Below are 20,205 nucleotides of genomic sequence, written 5' to 3'. Positions count from 1 at the left end.
TGATGTTCACTCAGGTATCGCAACCACTGGCCTATGCCGAAGCTTTGCTGGGGCAGTTTACCAAGTTGTCACGTGCGGCGAACGATGCTGCGCTGCTGGGTGAATTGGTGCAAGGGGTGGCCGAGCTAAGCGGTTGCGAACTGACGCAACTCTACTTGCTGGATGCGACTCACACATGCCTTGGGATGAACGCCGAGTGCCTCAACGGCATACTGCAATCACGCGAAGTGGCGAGCCTGCCAGCGGATTACAGCGGTGGGCAATTGCTGCAATTTTCTCTGTGCCAGAACCGCGTGGTAAGTCTCGAGGGGTTGAGCAGCAGCCTCCACGAAACCAGTTTCATGCCGCCACAGGCATCACCTTGGCAATCTCTGTTGTGTGTGCCGCTGGTCAATCAACTCAAAGCGGTCAAAGGCTTGTTGCTCTGTGCGAGTCACCGGCACATTGATTTGCAAGTCTTTGCAGACTCGCTCGGGCAGTTAGGCTCGTTCGTGCTGGGCCAACTGAATCTGCTGCAACGCTCGCGTCAGCCCGCCGTGGATTTGTCGCCAGTGCCTGTCAGCCTGCCCTGTGCCAGCGGTTACGGATTGATCGGTGAGAGTCTGGCCATGCGCCAGACCCGTGCGTTGATCAGCAAAGTCCTGCACAGCCCGTACACAGTGCTGCTGCGCGGTGAAACCGGCACTGGCAAGGAAGTGGTCGCGCGGGCGATTCACGATTGCGGCCCACGACGCTCGCAGACATTCATCGTGCAGAACTGCGCGGCGTTCCCCGAAAATCTTCTGGAAAGCGAGCTGTTCGGCTATCGCAAAGGTGCGTTCACCGGTGCCGACCGTGACCGCGCCGGACTGTTCGACGCGGCCAATGGCGGCACTTTGTTGCTCGATGAGATTGGTGACATGCCATTGTCGCTGCAAGCCAAGTTGTTGCGCGTGTTGCAGGAAGGCGAGATTCGCCCGCTGGGCTCCAGCGACACTCATAAAATCGACGTGCGCATTATCGCCGCGACTCACCGTGACTTGTCGGTACTGGTGAGTGAAGGCAAGTTCCGTGAGGACCTGTATTACCGTCTCGCGCAGTTTCCGATTGAGTTGCCGGCCCTGCGTCAGCGCGAAGCCGACATTTTCGACCTGTCCCGACACTTTGCCGATAAAGCCTGTTCGTTTTTGCAGCGCGATGCGCTGCGTTGGTCCGAAGAAGCGCTGGATCATCTGTCCGGTTATGCCTTCCCAGGCAACGTGCGCGAACTCAAAGCGATGGTCGAACGCGCGGTTTTGCTATGCGAAGACGGCGAGTTGCTGGCCGAGCATTTCTCCCTGCGCACGCAAACCTTACCGCCAGACAGCCGCTGGAGCCTGCGTGAACGCCTGGAGCAGGTCGAGCGCAGGCTGCTGCTCGATAGCCTGCGTAAAAACGACGGTAACCAGACTCTCGCCGCCCGTGAACTCGGCCTGCCACGCCGCACGCTGCTCTACCGACTCGGGCGCCTCAACATCAGTTTGGGAGATTTCGATGGGTAGGCAAAGGACCTCACTGGCTTTTAACAATGCCACCCAAATGGGTTGGCGCTTTGTCCATTCTGGAGAACCTCAGATGCCTGTTCGTTGCTGGCAAGCCTTCCTGCTGACCCTCGTCGTTCTATTTGGCCTTGGCGGGTGTAGTGGCAATTACAAACATGACGACAACACCTATCGCCCATTGGGTGATCCGCAAGCGGTCAATCGCGGCAAGTGACCGTAAGGAGTATCACCATGGAACTGGTTCTCGAAATACTGAGCACCCAGCAATTCGCGTCCACGGACTTGTGCCGCAAGACCTTCAAACAGACCGGGGGCGTCGTCGGCCGGGGCGAGGATTGCGACTGGATCATCCCTGATCCAAAGCGTCACGTGTCCAATCACCACATGATCATCAGCTACCGCGAAGACATGTTTTTCCTGACCGATACCAGCAGTAATGGAATCCAGGACGGGGAGAGCGGTGCGCGCCTGCGCAGAGGCGAAGCGGTGCGCATTGAGCACGGCAGCACCTATGTACTGGGTGACTTCAAGATTCTCGCGCGACTGGTGCGTGATCCGACGACCTTTGGCGAAGTCGGCCGTCCACGCGCTGCGGGCAGTATCATTCCGGATGAAGCCTTCCTCGACCTTGATCCGCTGAAGATCCTCGAGCAGCAAGAACGCGTGTATTCGCAAATCGAAGAGCTGATCTCCCCGAACACCACCATCGAGGACGCCCGCCAGCGCGCCGATTGCGCGCGTATTGACATCGAAAACCTGCTGGTTCCGGAACTGGTCAAGGCCACAGTAGGACCCGCGCCGGCGGCGAAAGTGGTCGAACGTCAGAGTGAAGGGTTCTGGGAACGTTTCGGGACGACGCTGGGCGTGGATGTGAACGGCCTCGACCATGACGCCCGCGAAGCATTGGCGCTGAGCGCGGCACACTTGCTCAAGCAAAGTGTCGGCGGTTTGCAGCAGAGCCTGCACACCCGCAATGAGCTCAAGAACGAATTGCGCCTGGCCCGGACCACCTTGCAAGGCGGCAACAAAAACCCGCTTAAAACGACCGGCGATGCGGTTGAAGCGTTGGGCATTTTGTTGCAGCCAGACAAGCCTGGTCAATTATCGGCCGAGCAGGCGATCTCTCGCGCATTCCGCGATTTGCAGGCCCATCAAGTGGCCTTGCTCACTGCCAGCCGCGCCGCCGTACGCGCAACGCTGGAGCATTTCTCGCCGCAGCAGCTGACCCTGCGTTTCGAGCGAGATAACAAGCCGTTATTCGCCACCTCCGGCAATCGCTGGAGAGCCTACGGTCGTTATCACCAGGGCCTGCGTGAGGACGATGACTGGAGCGAGCGGCTGCTGGCCCGTGACTTTGCTCAGGCTTACGAAGAACAGATTCGCCTGATTTCCACCCTATACACCGACCACCAAGGATGATGCGCATGTCCCGCTGTTCGACCACTTTTTTCAAGACGGTGCTAACGGTCATGACCTTGGTGCTGCTGGCCGGGTGCACGTCGTTGTCGCCCTATTCGAAAATGACCAAGCTCAACCTGAAGCTGACTGCCAGCGATCAATTGAACCCGGACCTGAACGGGCGTCCGTCGCCAATCGTTGTTCGTCTATTCGAGCTAAAGCACCCGGTGACCTTCGAAAACGCCGACTTCTTCAGTCTGTATGAACGTGCCAGGAAGTCTCTGGCTCCAGACCTGGTGACTAGCGAAGAACTTGAACTGCGCCCCGGCGAGACCGTCGAGCTGAAACTCAGCGTGGGGGAGGGCAGCCGTTATGTTGGTGTACTCGCCGCCTATCGCGACCTGCCGGAAACCAAATGGCGCTATACCGTGCAGATCTCTGCGCTGGCGGTCACGAATGCTGATCTGACGCTCGATTCTGCCGGTATCCGCAACAACCATGATGTGCTTTCCAGGGTAGATGACTGACCATGAACATCCATAAAGTCATTTGGCAGGAAGGTATGCTGCTGCGTCCACAGCACTTCCAGCACAATGATCGCTACTACGACCACCAGATGAAGAGCCGCACTCAATTGCTGGGTGGTTACACCTGGGGGTTTCTCAATCTGGATATCGACTTGCAGTTCCTCAATATGGGTAAGCTGGTAATCAGCCAGGCCTCGGGGATACTCCCGGACGGCAGTCTATTTGAGCTCGGCGGAAGCACCGAGCCACTGGCGCTGGACGTGCCACCAAACACCTGCAACACACCCATCTATCTGGCGCTGCCGCTGGTCACCGGAAATCACATAGAGTCGCGCCGCCCAGAACAATCTGATGTGTTGGCGCGTTACACCACCTATGAAACAGAAGTCGCCGACTCCAATGCCGGTGATGCTTGCGTCAGCCAGATTTATTGCGCACGCCCGGACTTCAAACTGTTGCTTGGTTTGCAGGAGAGCGACCAGACCTATGTAAAACTTAAAATCTGCGATGTACTCGAAGCGACGCCCGACGGCGTGATCAGCCTCGATCCGGATTTTTTGCCGACCTATATTCAGGCGCATTCCTCCAGCTACCTGCTGTCGTGTCTCAAGGAAGTGATCAGTATGCTCGCCCATCGCGGCGACACTATCGCTGACCGGATTCGCTCCAGCGGCAAGGTCGGTGGCGCCGAAGTCGGTGACTTCATGATGCTGCAACTGATCAACCGTACTGAACTGCTGATGCGTCACTATCTGGAACTCGAGCAGGTACATCCGGAGGAGTTATACCGCACGCTGTTGACCATGCTCGGCGATCTGGCGACCTTTTCCAGCGAAAGCAAACGCCCGCGCCTGCACAGCCGTTACCAGCACAGCGATCAGGGTGCCAGTTTTCGCGAGCTGATGGAGGCGATTCGTCAGGTGCTATCGATGGTGCTGGAGCAGCACGCCATTGAACTGGACCTGCAGGAGCGTCAGTACGGGATCATCGTTTCGCCGCTGCACGATCATAAACTGCTGGGCTCGGCTACTTTCGTGCTGGCGGCCAGTGCCAATTGCGATTGTGAAGAACTGCGCCACCGCCTGCCGGCACACCTCAAGGTCGGCCCGGTTGAGCGCATCCGCCAACTGGTCAACCTGCACCTGCCAGGCATCAAGGTCAAACCGTTACCGGTGGCTCCGCGACAGATCCCGTTTCACTCCAACAAAACTTATTTCATCCTCGAACTCAGTTCCGAAGACGTTGCACAACTGGAGCGCTCTGGCGGTTTCGCCTTCCATGTGGCCGGCGAATTCTCCGGGCTTGAGTTGAAATTCTGGGCCATCAGGAACTGACAGACATGACCAGGGACACGGAACACCATCAGGACGATAAAACCGTCCTGCTCGACCGCCAGGGCCACAGTCCGGCACAAAGTCCGATGACCGACTTCACCGCGCCACCGCGCTTCGAGCAACTGGAAGAGCGCATGATCTACGCCGCGCGCCTGCGCCCGGCCGAGGCGTTCAACATCAGCCTCAACTCGCTGGTGGCCGCCGCGTCCGGGCTGTTTTCTGACGTGGTGCGGCTCAAGCATAGCGACATCCGCGAAGACCTGACTGCGCTCAACGAGCGACTGACCGCCGGGATCAATCTATTTGAGGTGCAGGCACTGCATAACGGTGTCGAAAGCAGTCAGGTAATGACCGCGCGTTACGTGTTATGCACCGTTATCGACGAAGCTGTCGTGACCACGCCGTGGGGCAACGAAAGCGAGTGGTCGCAAAAGAGCCTGCTCAGCAGCTTCCACAACGAAACCTTTGGCGGAGAGAAGGTCTTTCAGCTGCTGGAACAGCTGTCGAAAAGCCCGATCAAACACCTGCCGTTACTGGAGTTGATGTACCTGTGCCTGTCCCTCGGTTTCGAGGGCAAGTACCGCGTGCAAGCGCGTGGCCTGCTTGAGCTCGAAGGCCTGCACGACGCCTTGTATCGGCAGATTCGCCAATTGCGCGGCGACGTGCCACGCGAACTGTCGCCGCACTGGGAAGGATTGAACGATCAGCGCCGCAGGCTGGTGCGCATTGTGCCAGCGTGGATGGTGGTGCTGTTCACCTCCGTCTGCCTGGTGGTGATGTATTCAGGTTTCGCCTGGGTTCTGGGCGAGCGGCGCGACACTGTTCTGCAAACCTTTCAGCCGCTTGATCCGGTCGTAGTCCAGCCGCAGTCGCAGCCGTAAACAGGAACGCGTGATGAAAAAGTATTTCAAGAAAGTCGGCGCATTCTTGCGCAAAACCTGGGTCTGGACCTTGCTGGTGGTGCTGTTCGTCGCGCAACTGGTGTGGTTCGTCGGGCCGCTGTTGGCAGTGAATGACTACAAGTTCTGGGAAGGTTCGAGCTCTCGCTTGCTGACCATCAGCGTGCTGTTCCTGACCTGGGGCCTGACCATGGTCTTCGTCAGCTGGCGCGCCGGTGTGCGTAGAAAAGCCGTCGAAGAAAGCGAAACCGGCCAGGAGCGTATCCGCCGTGAAGAGCAGATCGACCAAGAGCAGACTGAGTTGAGGACACGCTACAAGGATGCCCTGAAAACCTTGAAGACTTCGAGCTTGTATCGCGGTCGCAGCGAGGACTGGCGCAATGACTTGCCGTGGTACCTGGTGATTGGCCCTCAGGGAAGTGGCAAGACAAGCCTGCTGGATTTCTCGGGTCTGGACTTTCCGATCAACAAGATCGACCGCAAGCTGACCCGCGACACCGCCGGCACTGGTCATTGTGACTGGTACTTTGCCGACCACGCTGTCTTGATCGACACCGCCGGGCGTTATCTGACACAGACGGATGTCGACGTCGACGGCAGTGCCTGGAGCACCTTGCTCGACCTGCTGAGCAAACGTCGCCGCAACCGTCCATTGAACGGTGTGCTGGTGACCATTGAAGTGGAAACCCTGCTTTGCCCCGATGAGAAAAGCCTCGATCCCCTGGCCCGCCAGGTTCGTTCGCGTTTGCAGGAGGTGCATCAAAAACTCCACGTCGACGTGCCGGTTTATCTGGTACTGAGCAAGGCTGACAAGCTGCTCGGCTTCAATGAGTTCTTCGATCAACTGACCCGTGAAGAAAGCGATCAGGTGTTCGGCGCCAGCTTCCGCAAAGAAAAGAGTGGCACCGATACTGTCGTGCTACGCGCCGAGTTCGAAGAGCTGCTGCGACGCTTGAACAGCCAGGTGGTCATGCGCATGCACCAGGAACGCGACACCCGGCGCCGTGGCCGCATCCTCGACTTCCCTCATCAACTGGAGCGGGTCGGTGAGCGGCTGTGCGTGTTCGTCGACATGGCGCTCACCGGTAATCGCTACCAGCGTGCCAGCCAGTTGCGCGGTTTCTATTTGACCAGCGCACCGTATCTGACCCAGGAAATGGACACGACCGCCGCTGCTATGGGCGCCAAAGCAGGCGTGAAAACCAGCATGCTCCCAACCCTTCGCAGCGGGCGCTCGCGGTTCATTCACCACGTGCTCAGCCGGGTGATCTTCCCTGAGGCCGATCTGGTTGGCCTGGACAAACGCGAACGCCGTCGCATCCATTGGGGCCAGCGTGTGTTGTACGTAGGTGCGCTGGGGACGTTGACACTGTTTGGCATGCTGTGGGCAGGTGGTTTCTCGGCCAACTATGAGCGCTTGGAAAACCTGCGCAATCTCGCACAGATCTGGACGCAAAAGCGCTTGGCATTGACTGCGCAAGATGACTCCCTGGTCGTGCTCAAGACCCTCGACGCCAGCTATGCGGCGACTCAGGTCTTCCCGAAGATAGATGACGTGTCGTACCACGAACGAAGTGGCCTGTACCAAGGCGAAGACGTCAATCCAGTGGTCAATACCGCTTACGAACGTGAGCTCGAAACACAACTGCTGCCCAAGGTCGCGACGCTGCTCGAACGGCAGATTCAGGCCAACATGCAAGACCGCGAACGCCTGCTCAACAGTCTGCGCGCGTACCTGATGCTGAACATTAAAGATCGCCTTGATGCGAAGTGGCTCAAGGATTGGGTCGCCACGGATTGGTCCCAACGTTACGCCGGCAACACCGCGGTGCAGAATGGTTTGAACACTCACTTGGAGCGATTGTTGCTGCAGCCGTTTTCCTATCCGCTGAATGAGAAACTGGTGGATCAGGCGCGTCAGGTATTGCGCAGCGAATCGCTGGTCAACGTCGTTTACCGAATGCTGCGCGAGCAGGCTCGCAGCCTCCCCGAGTACCGCCTCAGCCAACACCTCGGCCCACAGGGCTCGCTGTTTGTCGGTACCGCTTACGGGATTCCGGGCTTTTACACCCAGCAGGGTTATCGGCAGTACTTCTCGGTGCAGGGTTCTGCGCTGGTCACCCATATCCTGCGAGACAACTGGGTGCTGGGCGATGGTTCTGGCATCAGCGGCATGGACTTGCGTCGCCTGATGGTTGAGCTGGAGCAGCTTTATTTTCGCGACTATGCCACTTTCTGGAGCGAGGCGGTCGGCCAGGTTGCGCTGCCACCGATCAACGACGCAGGCGAGGGTGCCGAGCAACTGGCGGGCCTGACCTCAGCCAATTCGCCGGTGCTGCAACTGCTGGTGGAAGTGCGAGAAAATACCCGGTTTTCGGTGGTTGCCGACAGCGTTGATGTGGCTGCTGCGACCGGGGCGCTCACCGAGAAAGGCGGCAAGCTCGGCAAGCTGGCCTCGGCGGCAGCGGACAAAGCGGTGGACATGGCGAATAACCTGCCGGACACCGCGAAGAAGTCCCTGCAACGTCGCTTCGAACCGCTGCACCGTCTGCTGGATGACAACAATGGCCCGGCCGCTGATTTGATTCCGGTCCTGACAGCACTCAACGACCTGCAGCTGCAGCTGGCAAGCCTGGCCCGCGCCAGCGTGCCGGAGCTTGCGGCGTTCGAAATGGCCAAGACCCGCATGGGCAATCAACGCGACGCACTGAGCGCCATGCGCAATGCCTCCAGTCGTTTGCCGCGTCCGGTCAGCGTGTGGTTCAACGTGCTGGCCGAAGACACCTGGCGGCTGGTGCTCAGCGATTCCTATCGGTACTTGAACCAGCGCTATCAGAGCGAGCTGTACAATTTCTATGGCAAGGCGATCAACCAGCGTTATCCATTCAACGCCCACAGCGCCAGTGACGTGGCGCTTGGCGACTTCCGCGAATTCTTCAAGACCCAGGGCATCAATGACCGTTTCTTCGACACCTATATGCGTCCTTTCGTGAGCGGTGATCCGGGCAACTTCCGTCTGCGCGTCATTGATGGTCAAAGCCTGCCGATGTCCAGGGGTTACCTCGACCAGATGGCGGCAGCACAAGTGATTCGCCAGAGCTTCTTCTCGATCAACCCAGCCGAGCCGCAAGTTCAGTTCAAATTGGAACCCTACACCCTTGATCCGGTAGTCAGCCGTTCCGAGTTCAGGTTTGGCGACAAGACCATCGAATACCGCCATGGTCCGATTGTGTCGGTATCGTTCCTATGGCCAACCGACGCTGAAGACGGTCGTACCAGTCTGGTGCTGGACAAGATCGCGGGCCGCCCGGTCGGCATAGAGAAAAACACCGGCCCATGGTCGTTGTTTCGCCTGTTTGACCTGATGCAGACCGAGTACTTGACCGGTCGCGACGTATTGATATTGAAATCCGACGTGGGCGGCCTGCGCGCTAACTACTTGCTCAGCAGCCAGCGCGCGCCGAACCCGTTCGATATGGGCGTGCTGCGTACTTTCCGTATGCCGGCACAGCTCTGATGGCTGACGGCCGCTGGCGAAGCGCTGCGCGAACCGACGCCGGCAAGGTTCGCACGCATAACGAAGATGCTTTTCTGGACTGTCCAAATCTGGGGCTGTGGGTGGTCGCTGACGGCATGGGCGGTTATCAGGGGGGCGATATCGCCAGCCAGTTGATCGTCGAAAGCCTGTCGGAGCTACCGTTACAGGATGACTTTGACGAACGCCTCAAAGGCATTCGCCAGTGCCTGCACTGGCTCAATCGCCGTTTGGGCCAGGAATTGACCGTCACCGCCGGGCACCACGACAGCATCATGGGCAGCACCGTCGTGGCGCTGCTGGTGGAGGGCAATCGCGCTGCCTGCATCTGGGCTGGCGACAGCCGTTGTTACCTGTGGCGCAACCAGCGTCTGTATCAGCTATCCAGGGACCATTCGCTACAACAGCAACTTATCGACCAGCAAAACATGAGTGTCGAGGATGCCAAGGCTCACCCTGATGCCCACGCCCTGACCCGTGCGGTCGGGGCGACGGATCGGTTGACGCTCGATGTTATCGAGCTTGAGGTTTACCCCAGCGATGCTTTTTTGTTGTGCAGCGATGGTTTGTACAACTGTCTGAACAGCGACGCCTTGGGTAACGCCTTGAGCCTGGCCGCGCCACAGGTTGCACTGGAGCGTCTGTTTGACGGCGCTCTGCGTGGCTTGGCGCGGGACAACCTGACTGCCGTAGTGATCCGCCAATGACCCCACTCATGCCGCCACTCGACGACATTCTGATGAAGCAAGCACATGCCAGTAACCTGACTTACTTTGCGTTTGACGCTGCGCAAAATGGAAAACCGCGAAACGCCAAATCGGCTAAGGCACCCACAAAGGCCAGCATCGGCACACTGCCGGACGTTTTGGGGGGACGTTATAGAATAGAGCGCCTGCTCGGTGCTGGCGGCATGGGTGCGGTTTACCGCGCAAAGGACCTGCTGAGCGAACAGTTTGGTGATCCCGATCCCTACATCGCGCTGAAAATTCTCAGTGAGGAGTTTGCCGAGTCACCGGACGCCAGCGTCTTGCTCTACAGCGAGTTCGCCCTGACCCGACTTCTGCGCCACAACAATGTGCTGCGCTTGCACACCTTCGAAGTGGACGCGCACTGCCAGCGCCCCTTCATTACCATGGAACTCATGCGCGGCTTTACTTTGGACAAATTGCTCTGCGAACGCCCCCTGGGTCTGCCGTGGAAAGAACTGCGCGACATCGCGTTGCCGCTACTCGATGGGCTTGCCTACGCCCACGCTCGCGGTGTGGTGCACGGCGACATGAAACCGAGCAACGTGATGCTCAGTGATGACGGAGTGCGTTTGTTCGACTTCGGTCTGGGGCAGGCGCAGGAAGGGGTCCTGCCCGGTCTGCCGCGACTGAACCGCAAGTGCTTCAACGCCTGGACTCCCGGTTACGCTGCTCCCGAACTTCTTCAAGGTGAACCGCTAACGGCTGCTGCCGACGTGTACGGCGTAGCCTGTCTGTTGTACGAATTGGCGGGTGGTAAACACCCGTTCCGGCGCTTGCCGTCGACCGAAGCCCGCGACGCTAACCTGGAGCGCGAGTTGCGTGCACCGCCGAATCTGCCGAAACACTGCTGGCCAGAATTGCGAGAGGCGTTGAGCTTTGATCCGGTTGCCCGGGTCACCACGGTTTCCCGTCTTCGGCGTGCCTTGGGAGAATCGGCCTCGTGGTGTGAAAAGTGGTCGTATCGGATGCACCTGACAAAGAGCTGAGCGACAAATGCCCGTAGGCGCGAGCTTGCCCGCGTTCAATCAGTAAGCACGCGTTATCGTTAACAGCTTCGCGAGCCAGCTCGCTCCTATGGTTCCCCGAAGATCTCGATCAATTCGTTGAGAAAAGCACTCACCAGATCCCGCTGACGCGCCGAGTGTCGCACCGCCGCATGAAACCCCACCTCATAACGCAGCAGTTGCGGATTCAACGGATGCAACTGCCCCAACTGTTCATGCCGGGCCGCATAGTGCTGAGGCAGAAACCCCAGGTGCTGGCCCGAAAGGATGAGCAGCGCAGCGCCGTCCATGCTGTCGGTGAGCACGGTCAGGCGTTCGATTGAGGTGGGGGCGGGCATTTCCGGCAGGGGATGGCTCGGCCAGACCCAGTCAAACGCACTGACATCGGCGCGGGTCAAGGCGCCTGCCTGTTCCGATAGCGGATGCGACGGCGCGCAGTAGGCGATCTGGGTTTCCTCGAACAACGGAACGTAATCGATGTTGGGCAAGCGGTGCCAGAAGTAACCGATGGCCAGGTCGATGTGGCCGTTAATGATTTTTTCTTCCAGCAGCGAGGAGGACAGTTCGGTGAAATGAAAGTACAGGCCTTCGTGCCGGGCCCTCAAGCGTGCAATGGCCAGGCCGATTTTCTTGTTCGCCACCGGGTCGATCTGCCCGAGCAGACCGATGTTGATGTTGCCCGAGACTTTACGGTTGATGTGCTGGACTTCGACCCGAAATCCTTCGGCGGCCGCCAGCAGACGGCGAGCCGCCTCGATGAATTGCTCGCCCTTGGGCGTCACTGAAAACCCGCCGCGGCCGCGCTCGCACAAGCGAAAACCGACCCGCGCCTCCAGCGTGGCCAATTGCGCGCTGATGGTCGGTTGCGTGGTATTGAGAGCGGTTTGCGCCGCCGAGATCCCGCCCGCTTCAACGACGGTCAGAAATACCCGGATCAAACGCAGATCCAGCTCCGTAACAGTTCCCAGCATGGGGTCTCCAGATAATCACTTACATAGGTTTGGATCTATGTGAACAGTGTGCCTGCGATATTTTATCGCCCAGTTCGACGGCCTACATTGCCGTGAAACCAGCGTCATCGTCAGATTTTTCTGGATTTTCACCTGAACCGGACCTCGAAACGAGCGCTGCACCCACAAAAACAATAAACAACTGCATAGGAACAATCGTATGTCAGGTTCCCCAGTGTCTGCGCACGCCACCGAGGCGAGCGGCGGGTTGGCCATCGAAGGCCACTCCATCGATTACATTCCGCAAAGCGAGCGTCACGCCAAACTCAGCAGCCAGGGGCCGTTCTGGTTTCTCGGCAATTTTCACTTCTTCACCATTTCCATCGGATTTGTCGGCCCGAGCCTTGGCTTGTCGGCGATGTGGACCCTGCTGGCTGGTGCGCTGGGCATCATGTTCGGCACTATCTTCATGGCCTTTCACGGTTCCCAGGGGCCGGAAATGGGCTTGCCGCAGATGATCCAGTCCCGCGCCCAGTTCGGATACCGCGGGGTGATCCTGGCCTTGATGGCGACGATGTTTGTATTCGTCGGCTTCAACGTGGTGAACATCTCGCTGATCATGAACGGCCTGGAGCATGTGTTCGGCATCGACCCCACCATCGTCGCCGTGGTCGTAGTGCTGATTGGCGCATTGTTATCGATCTACGGCCACGACCTGATGCATAAGGCCTTCAAGTGGGCGTTGCTCGCGACCTTGCCGCTCTATGCGCTGGTGACCATTGCCCTGATGTTCGGCGCCGGTTCCGAAGGCGTTACGCCGGCGTCCGACCTGGGCTTCAACTGGGTCGCGTTCGCCACACTGTTTGCCATCGGCGCCAGCTACAACATCTCCTATGCGCCGTATGTATCCGACTATTCCCGCTACCTGCCAAAGAACACCAGCCGCAAAAAGCTCATCGCCGCAGTGTTCATCGGCGCCTCGTTGTCGGGCAGCTGGATGATCGGTCTCGGTGCCTGGTTGGCCCAGGAGTTGAAAGCGGCGGATGCGTTGGTGGCGTTGAATCAGGTCGGCTCGTCGATGCTGCCTGGGCTGGGCAATCTGCTGGTGATTGTCTCGGTACTGGGCTTTCTGCCGATCATTGCGCTCAACACCTACAGCGCCATGTTGACGCTGCTGACCGGTGTCGACTCGATCCGGAGAATCACCCCGACACCCCGCGCCCGAGTCCTGTCGATCAGTGTGATCAGCCTCATTTTGCTGACCTGTGTGTTGTCGATCAAAGGCGACGGCATTGCCCTGTTGAACACCTTCCTTGTGCTGCTGTTGTACTTCCTCGTGCCGTGGACAGCGGTGAATCTGGTGGACTATTTCTTCGTGCGCAAAGGTCGCTACGCGATCCCGCATTTCTTCACGCCGAAGGGCATCTACGGCGCCTGGCAGTTTCGCGGGATCGTCTCGTACCTGATCGGCTTCGCCGCCATGGTGCCGTTCTTCTACATCTTCGATGCCGCCGCCGGCAAAGAGGTGTTCGTCGGCCCTCTGGCACGAGTGCTGGCAGGCGTGGACATCGCCTGGCTGGTGGGTCTGTTGGTCTCGGGCCTGACGTATTACCTGCTCAGCCGCTCGCTTGATCTGGTGGCCGAACGTCGAGTGATCGACGCGCTGACCGAGCATGACATTGTCGCCATGACCCATTCATCTGCGGAGGCAGGGCGTTGAACAACGCAAGAAATACCGTGGTCGCCTGCTGCCAACTGGCGCCGAAAATAGGCGATCTGGCCTACAACCGAACACTCACCGAGCGTGCAATTCGTCAGGCAGCCCATCAGGGCGCCCAAGTCGTGGTGCTGCCCGAGCTTGTGCAGAGCGGCTACCTGTTTGCCGATCGAGAGGAAGCGCTGTCTTTGGCGGAAACGGTCGATGGGCCAATGTTGCAGTTGTGGCAAGCGCTGGCCCGCGAGTTGAACCTGGTGATCGTCGGCGGGTTCTGCGAGCGCCTGGAAGGTGACGAACTGGCCAACAGTGCGGTGATGATCGACGCCAACGGGCTGCGTGCGGTGTACCGCAAGGCGCATTTGTGGGATGCGGAGAAAGACCTCTTCACCCCCGGCGATGCCGCGCCGCCCGTGGTCGAGACCGTCCATGGACGTCTCGGCATGCTGATTTGCTACGACCTGGAGTTCCCCGAGTGGGTGCGCCTGCCCGCATTGGCTGGCGCTGACTTGCTGTGCGCGCCGGTCAACTGGCCCGACGGCCCGCGACCGCAGACCGAGCGTCCAGCCGAGGTCCTGCGGGTGCAGGCCAATGCCTCGGTCAATCGGATGTTCATCGCCGCGTGCGACCGTTACGGTCACGAACGTGGCGTCGGCTGGGTGCAGGGCTCGGTCATCGTCGACGCCGACGGTTATCCGTTGGCCGGACCGGCAGAGCAGGGCGGCGAACAAATCCTGCTCGCGACGCTGAATCTCGCCGAGGCGCGCAACAAACGCATCAGTGCGCGTAATGACCTGCATCAGGACCGGCGACCCTCGTTGTACGGGCTGGACAGCGGTTTGTAACCGTTGATGTCAAAGTGAGCTGGACCCGTTCCCGGCCCTATGGCATCGTCAAGCCACCAGACCATGCAGTGAACGGGATCGCAATGATGGAGGAGGGGATCAAGGCCGGTGACAACACGTCCATGGCCACGCTGAAGGCGTTCAATCGCTGCGTGTTGCACGTTGGACGGCTGGCGCGGGATAGCGGTGCGTCGCGCTTCATCGCCGATGGCTTGCAGGCCTTCGGTGAGCTGGTGCCGTTCGCGTCGGCCTGGTGGGGCGAGATGTCCACTGCGGGTCCCAATGTTGCACCGCAGAGCTGGATGCACGGCAGCATCAATCTTCCTGAGTCGTTTGCCGCCGAATGGCACCCGGTGGCGGCCAACGATCAGTTCTCCCATGCCACTTTGAGCCAGCCCGGCGAGGTGGTGCGTGATACGGGGTTCAACGACCCGTGCGAGGCGGTCAACGATTTCGCCCGGCGCTACGATCTCTACCACTTGATGAGCATCACCTTTGAGTTGCCCGAAAGTGGCTTGATGTTCTTTGTCTGTCTCTACCGTGGCCTGCGTGAGCAGTCGTTCGATGAACACGAGGCCCAGTTGTTTTCGGCGTTCTGCGATCACCTGTTCCAGCTGTGGCGGTTTCAGGTGCAGGACATGATTCGCTTCGATACCGACGATGGCGCGAGCGACTTCGGTGTTGCGCGCCTGGACGGCAGCTTGCTGTATGTCGGTGCGCGGTTATGCGCGGCGATTCAACGTGAAATGCCCGGCTGGAATGGCTCGATACTGCCGGTCGAGGTGGTCTCACAGCTGCAAAAAGCACCTTGCGTGGTGCGTCTGGGTCGTTGCGCGTTGACCCTGAGCCCCAACGCCGAGCATGTAATCCTGTCTCTGGAAGCGCCGTCGCGAGCCGAAGGCCTGGCCCCTCGGGAGCGCACGGCGGCGATGTTGTTCGCCGCGGGTCACTCCTACAAGGAAATCGCCAAACTCCTGTCCCTGAGCCCGGCCACCGTGCGCACTTACCTGCGCAACTGCTATTTGCAGCTCGGCGTCAAAAGCAAGGTGGAGCTCGGTTCGGTGCTGCGCTCTGCGGGTCCGCCGACGGAGTCTGCACGCCGCGATTAATCGCGTCTTTTCAACTATTTGCCTCACCCCTCCTCATTTGCAGAGGTCCATTCGAACGCTGCGCCCTATAGGGTAGGCCCTGTCTATCAGGGGCTGGCGCAGTCGCTTCGGGCCGCTTCAAAACAATAAGAACAGGGGTGTGGCATTTGAGACTTTCCAGGCTTTTTGTCGCCGTTGCGGCGACGACGGCGATTTCCGGCATGGCGTTGGCGGCGACACCCGCCGACATGGTCATGCGCAATGGCTACGTCTACACCGTCGATGGCCAGAACTCCGTGCAGCAAGCGATAGCCGTTTCGGCTGGCAAGATTGTCTATGTCGGCAGCGACGCCGGCATCGACGACTACATCGGCAAGCAGACGCGATTGATCGACCTGGGCGGGCGCATGTTGATGCCGGGCTTCGTCGATGCGCACATGCATCCGGGCGACGGCGGTCGCGCCATGACCTTGTGTGACCTGAAGTACCAAACCCTGACCCGCGCACAGTTTCAGGCCAGCATTCAGGCCTGCCTTGATGCTGACAAGGACAAGGGCCCGGACGTGTGGCTTGAAGTCGGCAGTTGGGACCGCATGGGCATGACCGGACTCGATGGCGACGCCGATAAAGCGACCCTCGACGCGCTCAAGACACAGCGTCCGATCCAGGTGCGCTCCACCGATTTCCACACCATCCTGACCAACTCCCGGGGCCTGGAACTGGCCGGGATCAGCAAGAGCACCGCTGATCCCGAAGACGGCAAGTACCGTCGTGACAGCGCCGGCAACCCGAACGGCATTTGCGAAGACGGCGCCGCCGAGTCGATGGCCGCCGTAGTGCCGCCTGCGACCGACGCAGAAAAACTCAACCAGCTCCGTGCCGCCCTCGACGCCATGCGCCAGCAGGGCATCACCAGTTTCTTCGATGCGCTGTCAGGGCCGGAAAACGGCAAAGCCTTCACTGGCCTGCAAAACTCCGGCGAGCTGACCGCCCGGGCCTTACTGGCCATCAAACTTGACCCGGCTGCCGCCATTGCCGATCCAGCGAAGACCATCGCCGAGGCCAAGGCACTGGCCAGCACGTACGATCAGGGCGAGGTGAAGGTCGCGCCGGGCGTGAACATGCGGCACGTCAAACTGTTCATGGACGGCATCATCAACGCCCCGGCAGATACCGGCGCCATGTTGAGTCCCTACCTGAGCAACACTGGCTCCGAGGTCGCACCGAAATGGACGCCTGGGCACAACGTCGGCGAGCTGTATTTCCCGCCGCAAGTGCTCAAGCCGTTGCTGTTGCAAGCGGTGCAGGCTGGTTTCGACCCGCACCTGCATGCGACCGGCGACCGGGCGGTCCGCGACTCGCTCGATGGTATCGAGTACGTGCGTCAGCAACTTCCCGGCAACGGTTTTCGCCCGACGATCACCCATGCCGAATCGGTCGACCCCGCGGACTACCCACGCTTCAAGGCACTCGACGTCACCGCCAACATGTCTTTCCAGTGGGCCCAGCAGGCACCGTCCACGGTCGACGGCACCAGCGAACACCTGGGCACCGCCCGTTTTGCGCGCATGGAACCCTCGGGCAGCATCGCCCGGGCCGGTGGCCGAGTGGCGTATGGCAGTGACTGGCCGGTCGATCCTCTCGATGAATTCCTGGCGCTGAAAGTCGGTGTCACCCGCTCCGGCGATCCGACCAATCCGCACAGCTATGGCACCAAATACGCAGGACGGTTGAACGCCGACCCGGCGCTGTCGCGCAGTGACGTGTTGCGCAGCATCACCCTCAATTCCGCCGAACAGTTGAAGCTGGACGCGGTGCTCGGCTCGGTCGAAGTCGGCAAATTCGCCGACCTGATCGTGCTGGACAAGAACTTCATGCAGGTGCCCGAAGACGAACTCGGCCGTAACCAGGTGCTGTTGACGGTGGTCGGCGGCAAGGTCGTCTGGGCCAAGGCACCGTTCCTGGGGACTGCGCCGCAAGTCGCTTCCCAGTCTGTCATTTCCCGATCCGCCCAATAAAAAAACCAGAGAGCGTTCTGATGCGATTGATTCCAAACCTGTTGGCCGCTGCGTTGGCCATCTCCTCGGTGCCGGCGATGGCCGCCGCCGACCTGGTGCTGTTCAACGGCAAAGTCTTCACCGCCGAGCCGGGCCAAGGCCTTGTGCAAGCGGTTGCCGTGCAGGACGGCAAGATTCTCAAGGCCGGCAGCGATGCCGAAATCAATGCCCTGGCCGATGCCAAGACCCAGCGCATCGACCTGGCGGGCAAAGTGTTGATGCCGGGTATGATCGACACCCACAGCCACCCGGTCTCCGGGGCTTTCGACAGCATGAAGGCCAACCTGCTGGACGAGGTCAAACCCATGCCCGAACTGGAGCAATGGTTGATCGAAGAGGACAAGGCCGGGCGTGCCCGGTCCGGTGACGTGATCAGCGTGGCCGGGGTCAGTTCGGCCTATTGGGAGAAAGCCCGTGAACTGGGCAAGGTATTCAACCAGGGGCGTTGGGCCGATCAACCGATTGTGTTCAGCGGCATCGACGGCCACACCGGCTGGGCCAACAACGCGATGCTCAAGCGTTTGAAGATCGACGCGGCGCTGGTCAAAAGCCTGCCGGAGAAAGAACGCGGTTACATCGGCCATGAAGCGGACTTCACCCCTAATGGCTACTTTGCCGAATCGCGCTGGGACGTGGTGCGCAACGGCATTCCGGCACCCACCCCGGAAGCGATGCTCAAAGCCGCTCGCGAGGCGGTGAAGATCAACAATCAGTACGGTGTCACCGCCTGGATGGATGCGGCGGCGAACGGCGGCAGTGAAGATTCGCTGTTCGATTTCCATGCCACCGCTGAAAGTGTCGGCGTGCTGCCGCTGTACAAGGAGCTGTCGCAGAACGGCGAGCTCAGCGCCCACGTCGCGGCGTTGATGGTCACCAATCCGAAAAGCAAGCCCGCCGATCTGGAAGTGATCTCCACGGTCATGAAGCAGTTCGAAGGCGTGCCTAACCTCACGTTCCCTGGCATCAAGATATTTGTCGACGGCATCCTCGAATTCCCGGGGCAAACGGCGGCAGTCATCGTGCCGTACAAAAACAGCCACAAGGACGGTCAACTGCTGACCGATCCGTCGCACTTTGGCGAACTGGTGGTGGCAGCGGAAAAGCGCGGATGGATCGTGCACATGCATGCGGTCGGCGACCGCGCGGTGCGTGAAGCACTCAATGGCGTGGCGTATGCGCGCAAGCTCAGCCCGAAGCCTGTGCCGCACAGCATCGCGCATTTGCAATTGGTCAATCCCAAGGAGTTTCCACGCTTCAAGCAACTGGGCGTGATCGCCTCGATGCAACTGCTGTGGGCCACCGGCGAGTCTTACACCGTGGAACTGGTCAAGCCTTACATCAGCGCGTTTGCCTACGGTTATCAGTACCCCGCGCGGTCCCTGCATAACGCCGGCGCGATGATTGCCGGTGGCAGCGACTGGCCGGTGTCGAGCAACAACCCGTTCAACGCCATCGCCCAGGCCAGCACCCGCAAAGGGCCGTTGGGTGTGCTCAATGCCAAGGAAAGCATCGACCGCCAGACCATGTTCTACGCCTACACCATCAACGCGGCGAAAGCCTTGCGCCTGGACGAGCAGATCGGTTCCCTGGCACCGGGCAAGCAGGCTGACCTGATCATCCTCGACCGCGACGTGTTCAAGGTCAGCGATGACGAACTGTTCGAAACCAAAGTCCTGAAGACCTTCTTCGCCGGCAAGCAGGTCTACGCCCCCGCGTCCTGACCTGCGTACACCCGACACCTGTAGAAAACGGCCAGCCCCTCGTAGCGCGAGGGGCCTGGCTTCGCCATGCCTGAAATTCCCCGTACGTCATAACAACAAGAGAACTGTATGAACGCATTTTCAGCATTGACCCTCGCGACACTGGCCCTGATCCCACTGACCAGCCAGGCCCTGACCCTCAACGACGATTTCAGCCTGGAGATGACCCTGGGTGTCGTCAGCGATTACCGCACCCGGGGCATCTCACAAACCCTGGGCGATCCAGCGGTGCAGGGCGGGGCTACGCTGTTGCACAGCAGCGGCCTGTACATCGGCGCCTGGACCTCCAACGTCGACTTCGGCGGCGGTTTCGACACCCGTCAGGAACTTGAGTACTACGCCGGTTACTACTGGCAGGCAACGGACGCAATCAGCCTGGACCTGGGCTACATCAAGTACGACTACCCGAAAAATTCCGAATTCAACCTCAGCGAGGTGTACGCGGTTCTCGACCTGTACGGCGTGAAGCTCGGTGCCTATTACTCGGACGATACGCCGAACGTTTTTGGCGAGGACCAGGACACCCTTTACACCTACCTCAGCTACAAAATCGACTTGCCAGCCGAAGTCGCCCTGGACCTGCGTTTCGGGCGCAACGACGTGAAAGACCCGGCGTTCTGGACCGCCGACGGTGACAACCGCGAGTCCTACTACGAGTGGGAAGCCAAGCTGACCCGCGACTTCGTCGGCGTGACCTGGGGCCTGAGTTACGTCGACACCGACCTGTCGAAAAGCGAGTGCTCCGGCTGGTACGGCTATGACGACCTGTGCTCGGCCACGGTGGTCGCCAGTGCAACCAAGACGTTCTGAGTTTTTCCCTGACAA

General features: G+C 59.8%; 16 protein-coding genes. 15 read left to right on the top strand and 1 reads right to left on the bottom strand.

Translation table 11 applies throughout. The annotated features are described in order from the left end of the window. The first annotated feature begins 2 nt into the window (after nucleotides 1–2). The 9 genes from AD668_RS28095 (at nucleotide 3) to AD668_RS28055 (ending at nucleotide 10,948) form a co-directional block, all read left to right on the top strand. Nucleotides 3–1,520 carry a sigma-54-dependent Fis family transcriptional regulator gene (locus tag AD668_RS28095; protein WP_053164437.1) on the top strand — a complete coding sequence of 506 codons (1,518 nt, stop codon included), beginning with the start codon at nucleotides 3–5 and terminating at the stop codon, nucleotides 1,518–1,520. 73 nt (nucleotides 1,521–1,593) lie between these two features. Further along, nucleotides 1,594–1,734 carry a hypothetical protein gene (locus tag AD668_RS28090; protein WP_053164435.1) on the top strand — a complete coding sequence of 47 codons (141 nt, stop codon included), beginning with the start codon at nucleotides 1,594–1,596 and terminating at the stop codon, nucleotides 1,732–1,734. Nucleotides 1,735–1,751: 17 nt separating this feature from the next. Then, on the top strand, nucleotides 1,752–2,939 hold the full coding sequence (gene tagH, locus AD668_RS28085) for a type VI secretion system-associated FHA domain protein TagH (RefSeq protein WP_053164433.1): 1,188 nt from the start codon (nucleotides 1,752–1,754) through the stop codon (nucleotides 2,937–2,939). Nucleotides 2,940–2,944: 5 nt separating this feature from the next. Then, nucleotides 2,945–3,445, top strand: coding sequence for a type VI secretion system lipoprotein TssJ (gene tssJ / locus AD668_RS28080; protein WP_053164431.1), 501 nt, complete (start codon nucleotides 2,945–2,947; stop codon nucleotides 3,443–3,445). A gap of 2 nt (nucleotides 3,446–3,447) precedes the next feature. Beyond that, nucleotides 3,448–4,779 carry a type VI secretion system baseplate subunit TssK gene (gene tssK / locus AD668_RS28075; RefSeq protein ID WP_053164429.1) on the top strand — a complete coding sequence of 444 codons (1,332 nt, stop codon included), beginning with the start codon at nucleotides 3,448–3,450 and terminating at the stop codon, nucleotides 4,777–4,779. 5 nt (nucleotides 4,780–4,784) lie between these two features. Then, nucleotides 4,785–5,660: a type IVB secretion system protein IcmH/DotU gene (gene icmH, locus AD668_RS28070; protein WP_053164427.1), complete on the top strand. Its 876-nt coding sequence runs from the start codon at nucleotides 4,785–4,787 to the stop codon at nucleotides 5,658–5,660. A gap of 13 nt (nucleotides 5,661–5,673) precedes the next feature. Then, nucleotides 5,674–9,195 (top strand): type VI secretion system membrane subunit TssM, encoded by a 3,522-nt coding sequence (gene tssM / locus AD668_RS28065; RefSeq protein WP_053164425.1) that lies wholly within the window; start codon nucleotides 5,674–5,676, stop codon nucleotides 9,193–9,195. Further along, entirely contained in the window at nucleotides 9,195–9,920 is a 726-nt protein-coding gene (locus tag AD668_RS28060; RefSeq protein ID WP_053164422.1) for a PP2C family serine/threonine-protein phosphatase, read from the top strand. Before tssM ends, AD668_RS28060 begins: the two co-directional genes overlap by 1 nt. Further along, nucleotides 9,917–10,948, top strand: coding sequence for a serine/threonine-protein kinase (locus tag AD668_RS28055; RefSeq protein ID WP_053164420.1), 1,032 nt, complete (start codon nucleotides 9,917–9,919; stop codon nucleotides 10,946–10,948). Before AD668_RS28060 ends, AD668_RS28055 begins: the two co-directional genes overlap by 4 nt. Before the next feature lie 86 nt (nucleotides 10,949–11,034). Here AD668_RS28055 and AD668_RS28050 read toward each other — a convergent pair whose 3' ends face one another. Continuing rightward, nucleotides 11,035–11,937 carry a LysR family transcriptional regulator gene (locus AD668_RS28050; RefSeq protein WP_053164418.1) on the bottom strand — a complete coding sequence of 301 codons (903 nt, stop codon included), beginning with the start codon at nucleotides 11,935–11,937 and terminating at the stop codon, nucleotides 11,035–11,037. Between the two features lie 199 nt (nucleotides 11,938–12,136). Here AD668_RS28050 and AD668_RS28045 point away from each other — a divergent pair, with 199 nt between their 5' ends. From AD668_RS28045 to AD668_RS28020, 6 genes are all read left to right on the top strand, one after another. Next, nucleotides 12,137–13,636 carry a cytosine permease gene (locus AD668_RS28045; RefSeq protein ID WP_053164416.1) on the top strand — a complete coding sequence of 500 codons (1,500 nt, stop codon included), beginning with the start codon at nucleotides 12,137–12,139 and terminating at the stop codon, nucleotides 13,634–13,636. Continuing rightward, nucleotides 13,633–14,475 (top strand): nitrilase family protein, encoded by an 843-nt coding sequence (locus tag AD668_RS28040; protein ID WP_053164414.1) that lies wholly within the window; start codon nucleotides 13,633–13,635, stop codon nucleotides 14,473–14,475. The genes AD668_RS28045 and AD668_RS28040 overlap by 4 nt, the downstream gene beginning before the upstream one ends. Nucleotides 14,476–14,561: 86 nt before the next feature. Beyond that, entirely contained in the window at nucleotides 14,562–15,584 is a 1,023-nt protein-coding gene (locus AD668_RS28035; protein ID WP_053164412.1) for a helix-turn-helix transcriptional regulator, read from the top strand. Between the two features lie 200 nt (nucleotides 15,585–15,784). Beyond that, a complete protein-coding gene (locus tag AD668_RS28030; RefSeq protein WP_053164410.1) occupies nucleotides 15,785–17,581 on the top strand; it encodes an amidohydrolase in 1,797 nt (598 codons plus the stop codon). A 20-nt stretch (nucleotides 17,582–17,601) separates the two neighbouring features. Further along, the gene (locus AD668_RS28025) at nucleotides 17,602–19,341 is read left to right on the top strand and encodes an amidohydrolase (protein ID WP_053164408.1); all 1,740 of its coding nucleotides are present in this window, start codon (nucleotides 17,602–17,604) and stop codon (nucleotides 19,339–19,341) included. 108 nt (nucleotides 19,342–19,449) lie between these two features. After that, the gene (locus AD668_RS28020) at nucleotides 19,450–20,190 is read left to right on the top strand and encodes a TorF family putative porin (protein ID WP_053164406.1); all 741 of its coding nucleotides are present in this window, start codon (nucleotides 19,450–19,452) and stop codon (nucleotides 20,188–20,190) included. Nucleotides 20,191–20,205 lie beyond the last annotated feature (15 nt).

This window comes from Pseudomonas sp. P1.8 (assembly GCF_001269805.1).
In the GTDB taxonomy this organism is placed as follows: Bacteria; Pseudomonadota; Gammaproteobacteria; order Pseudomonadales; family Pseudomonadaceae; genus Aquipseudomonas.
Note: the sequence above shows the minus strand (reverse complement) of the source record. Positions and strands in the feature narration are given on the sequence as shown.

What these genes read in the sequence shown, in the direction of transcription:
- tagH (WP_053164433.1), top strand. Translation starts at nt 1,752, where the DNA reads ATGGAACTGGTTCTCGAAATACTGAGCACCCAGCAATTCGCGTCCACG.
- AD668_RS28060 (WP_053164422.1), top strand. Translation starts at nt 9,195, where the DNA reads ATGGCTGACGGCCGCTGGCGAAGCGCTGCGCGAACCGACGCCGGCAAG.
- AD668_RS28030 (WP_053164410.1), top strand. Translation starts at nt 15,785, where the DNA reads ATGGCGTTGGCGGCGACACCCGCCGACATGGTCATGCGCAATGGCTAC.
- AD668_RS28020 (WP_053164406.1), top strand. Translation starts at nt 19,450, where the DNA reads ATGAACGCATTTTCAGCATTGACCCTCGCGACACTGGCCCTGATCCCA.
- AD668_RS28045 (WP_053164416.1), top strand. Translation starts at nt 12,137, where the DNA reads ATGTCAGGTTCCCCAGTGTCTGCGCACGCCACCGAGGCGAGCGGCGGG.
- icmH (WP_053164427.1), top strand. Translation starts at nt 4,785, where the DNA reads ATGACCAGGGACACGGAACACCATCAGGACGATAAAACCGTCCTGCTC.
- AD668_RS28055 (WP_053164420.1), top strand. Translation starts at nt 9,917, where the DNA reads ATGACCCCACTCATGCCGCCACTCGACGACATTCTGATGAAGCAAGCA.
- AD668_RS28095 (WP_053164437.1), top strand. Translation starts at nt 3, where the DNA reads ATGTTCACTCAGGTATCGCAACCACTGGCCTATGCCGAAGCTTTGCTG.
- tssM (WP_053164425.1), top strand. Translation starts at nt 5,674, where the DNA reads ATGAAAAAGTATTTCAAGAAAGTCGGCGCATTCTTGCGCAAAACCTGG.
- AD668_RS28035 (WP_053164412.1), top strand. Translation starts at nt 14,562, where the DNA reads ATGGAGGAGGGGATCAAGGCCGGTGACAACACGTCCATGGCCACGCTG.
- tssJ (WP_053164431.1), top strand. Translation starts at nt 2,945, where the DNA reads ATGTCCCGCTGTTCGACCACTTTTTTCAAGACGGTGCTAACGGTCATG.
- AD668_RS28025 (WP_053164408.1), top strand. Translation starts at nt 17,602, where the DNA reads ATGCGATTGATTCCAAACCTGTTGGCCGCTGCGTTGGCCATCTCCTCG.
- AD668_RS28090 (WP_053164435.1), top strand. Translation starts at nt 1,594, where the DNA reads ATGCCTGTTCGTTGCTGGCAAGCCTTCCTGCTGACCCTCGTCGTTCTA.
- AD668_RS28050 (WP_053164418.1), bottom strand. Translation starts at nt 11,937, where the DNA reads ATGCTGGGAACTGTTACGGAGCTGGATCTGCGTTTGATCCGGGTATTT.
- tssK (WP_053164429.1), top strand. Translation starts at nt 3,448, where the DNA reads ATGAACATCCATAAAGTCATTTGGCAGGAAGGTATGCTGCTGCGTCCA.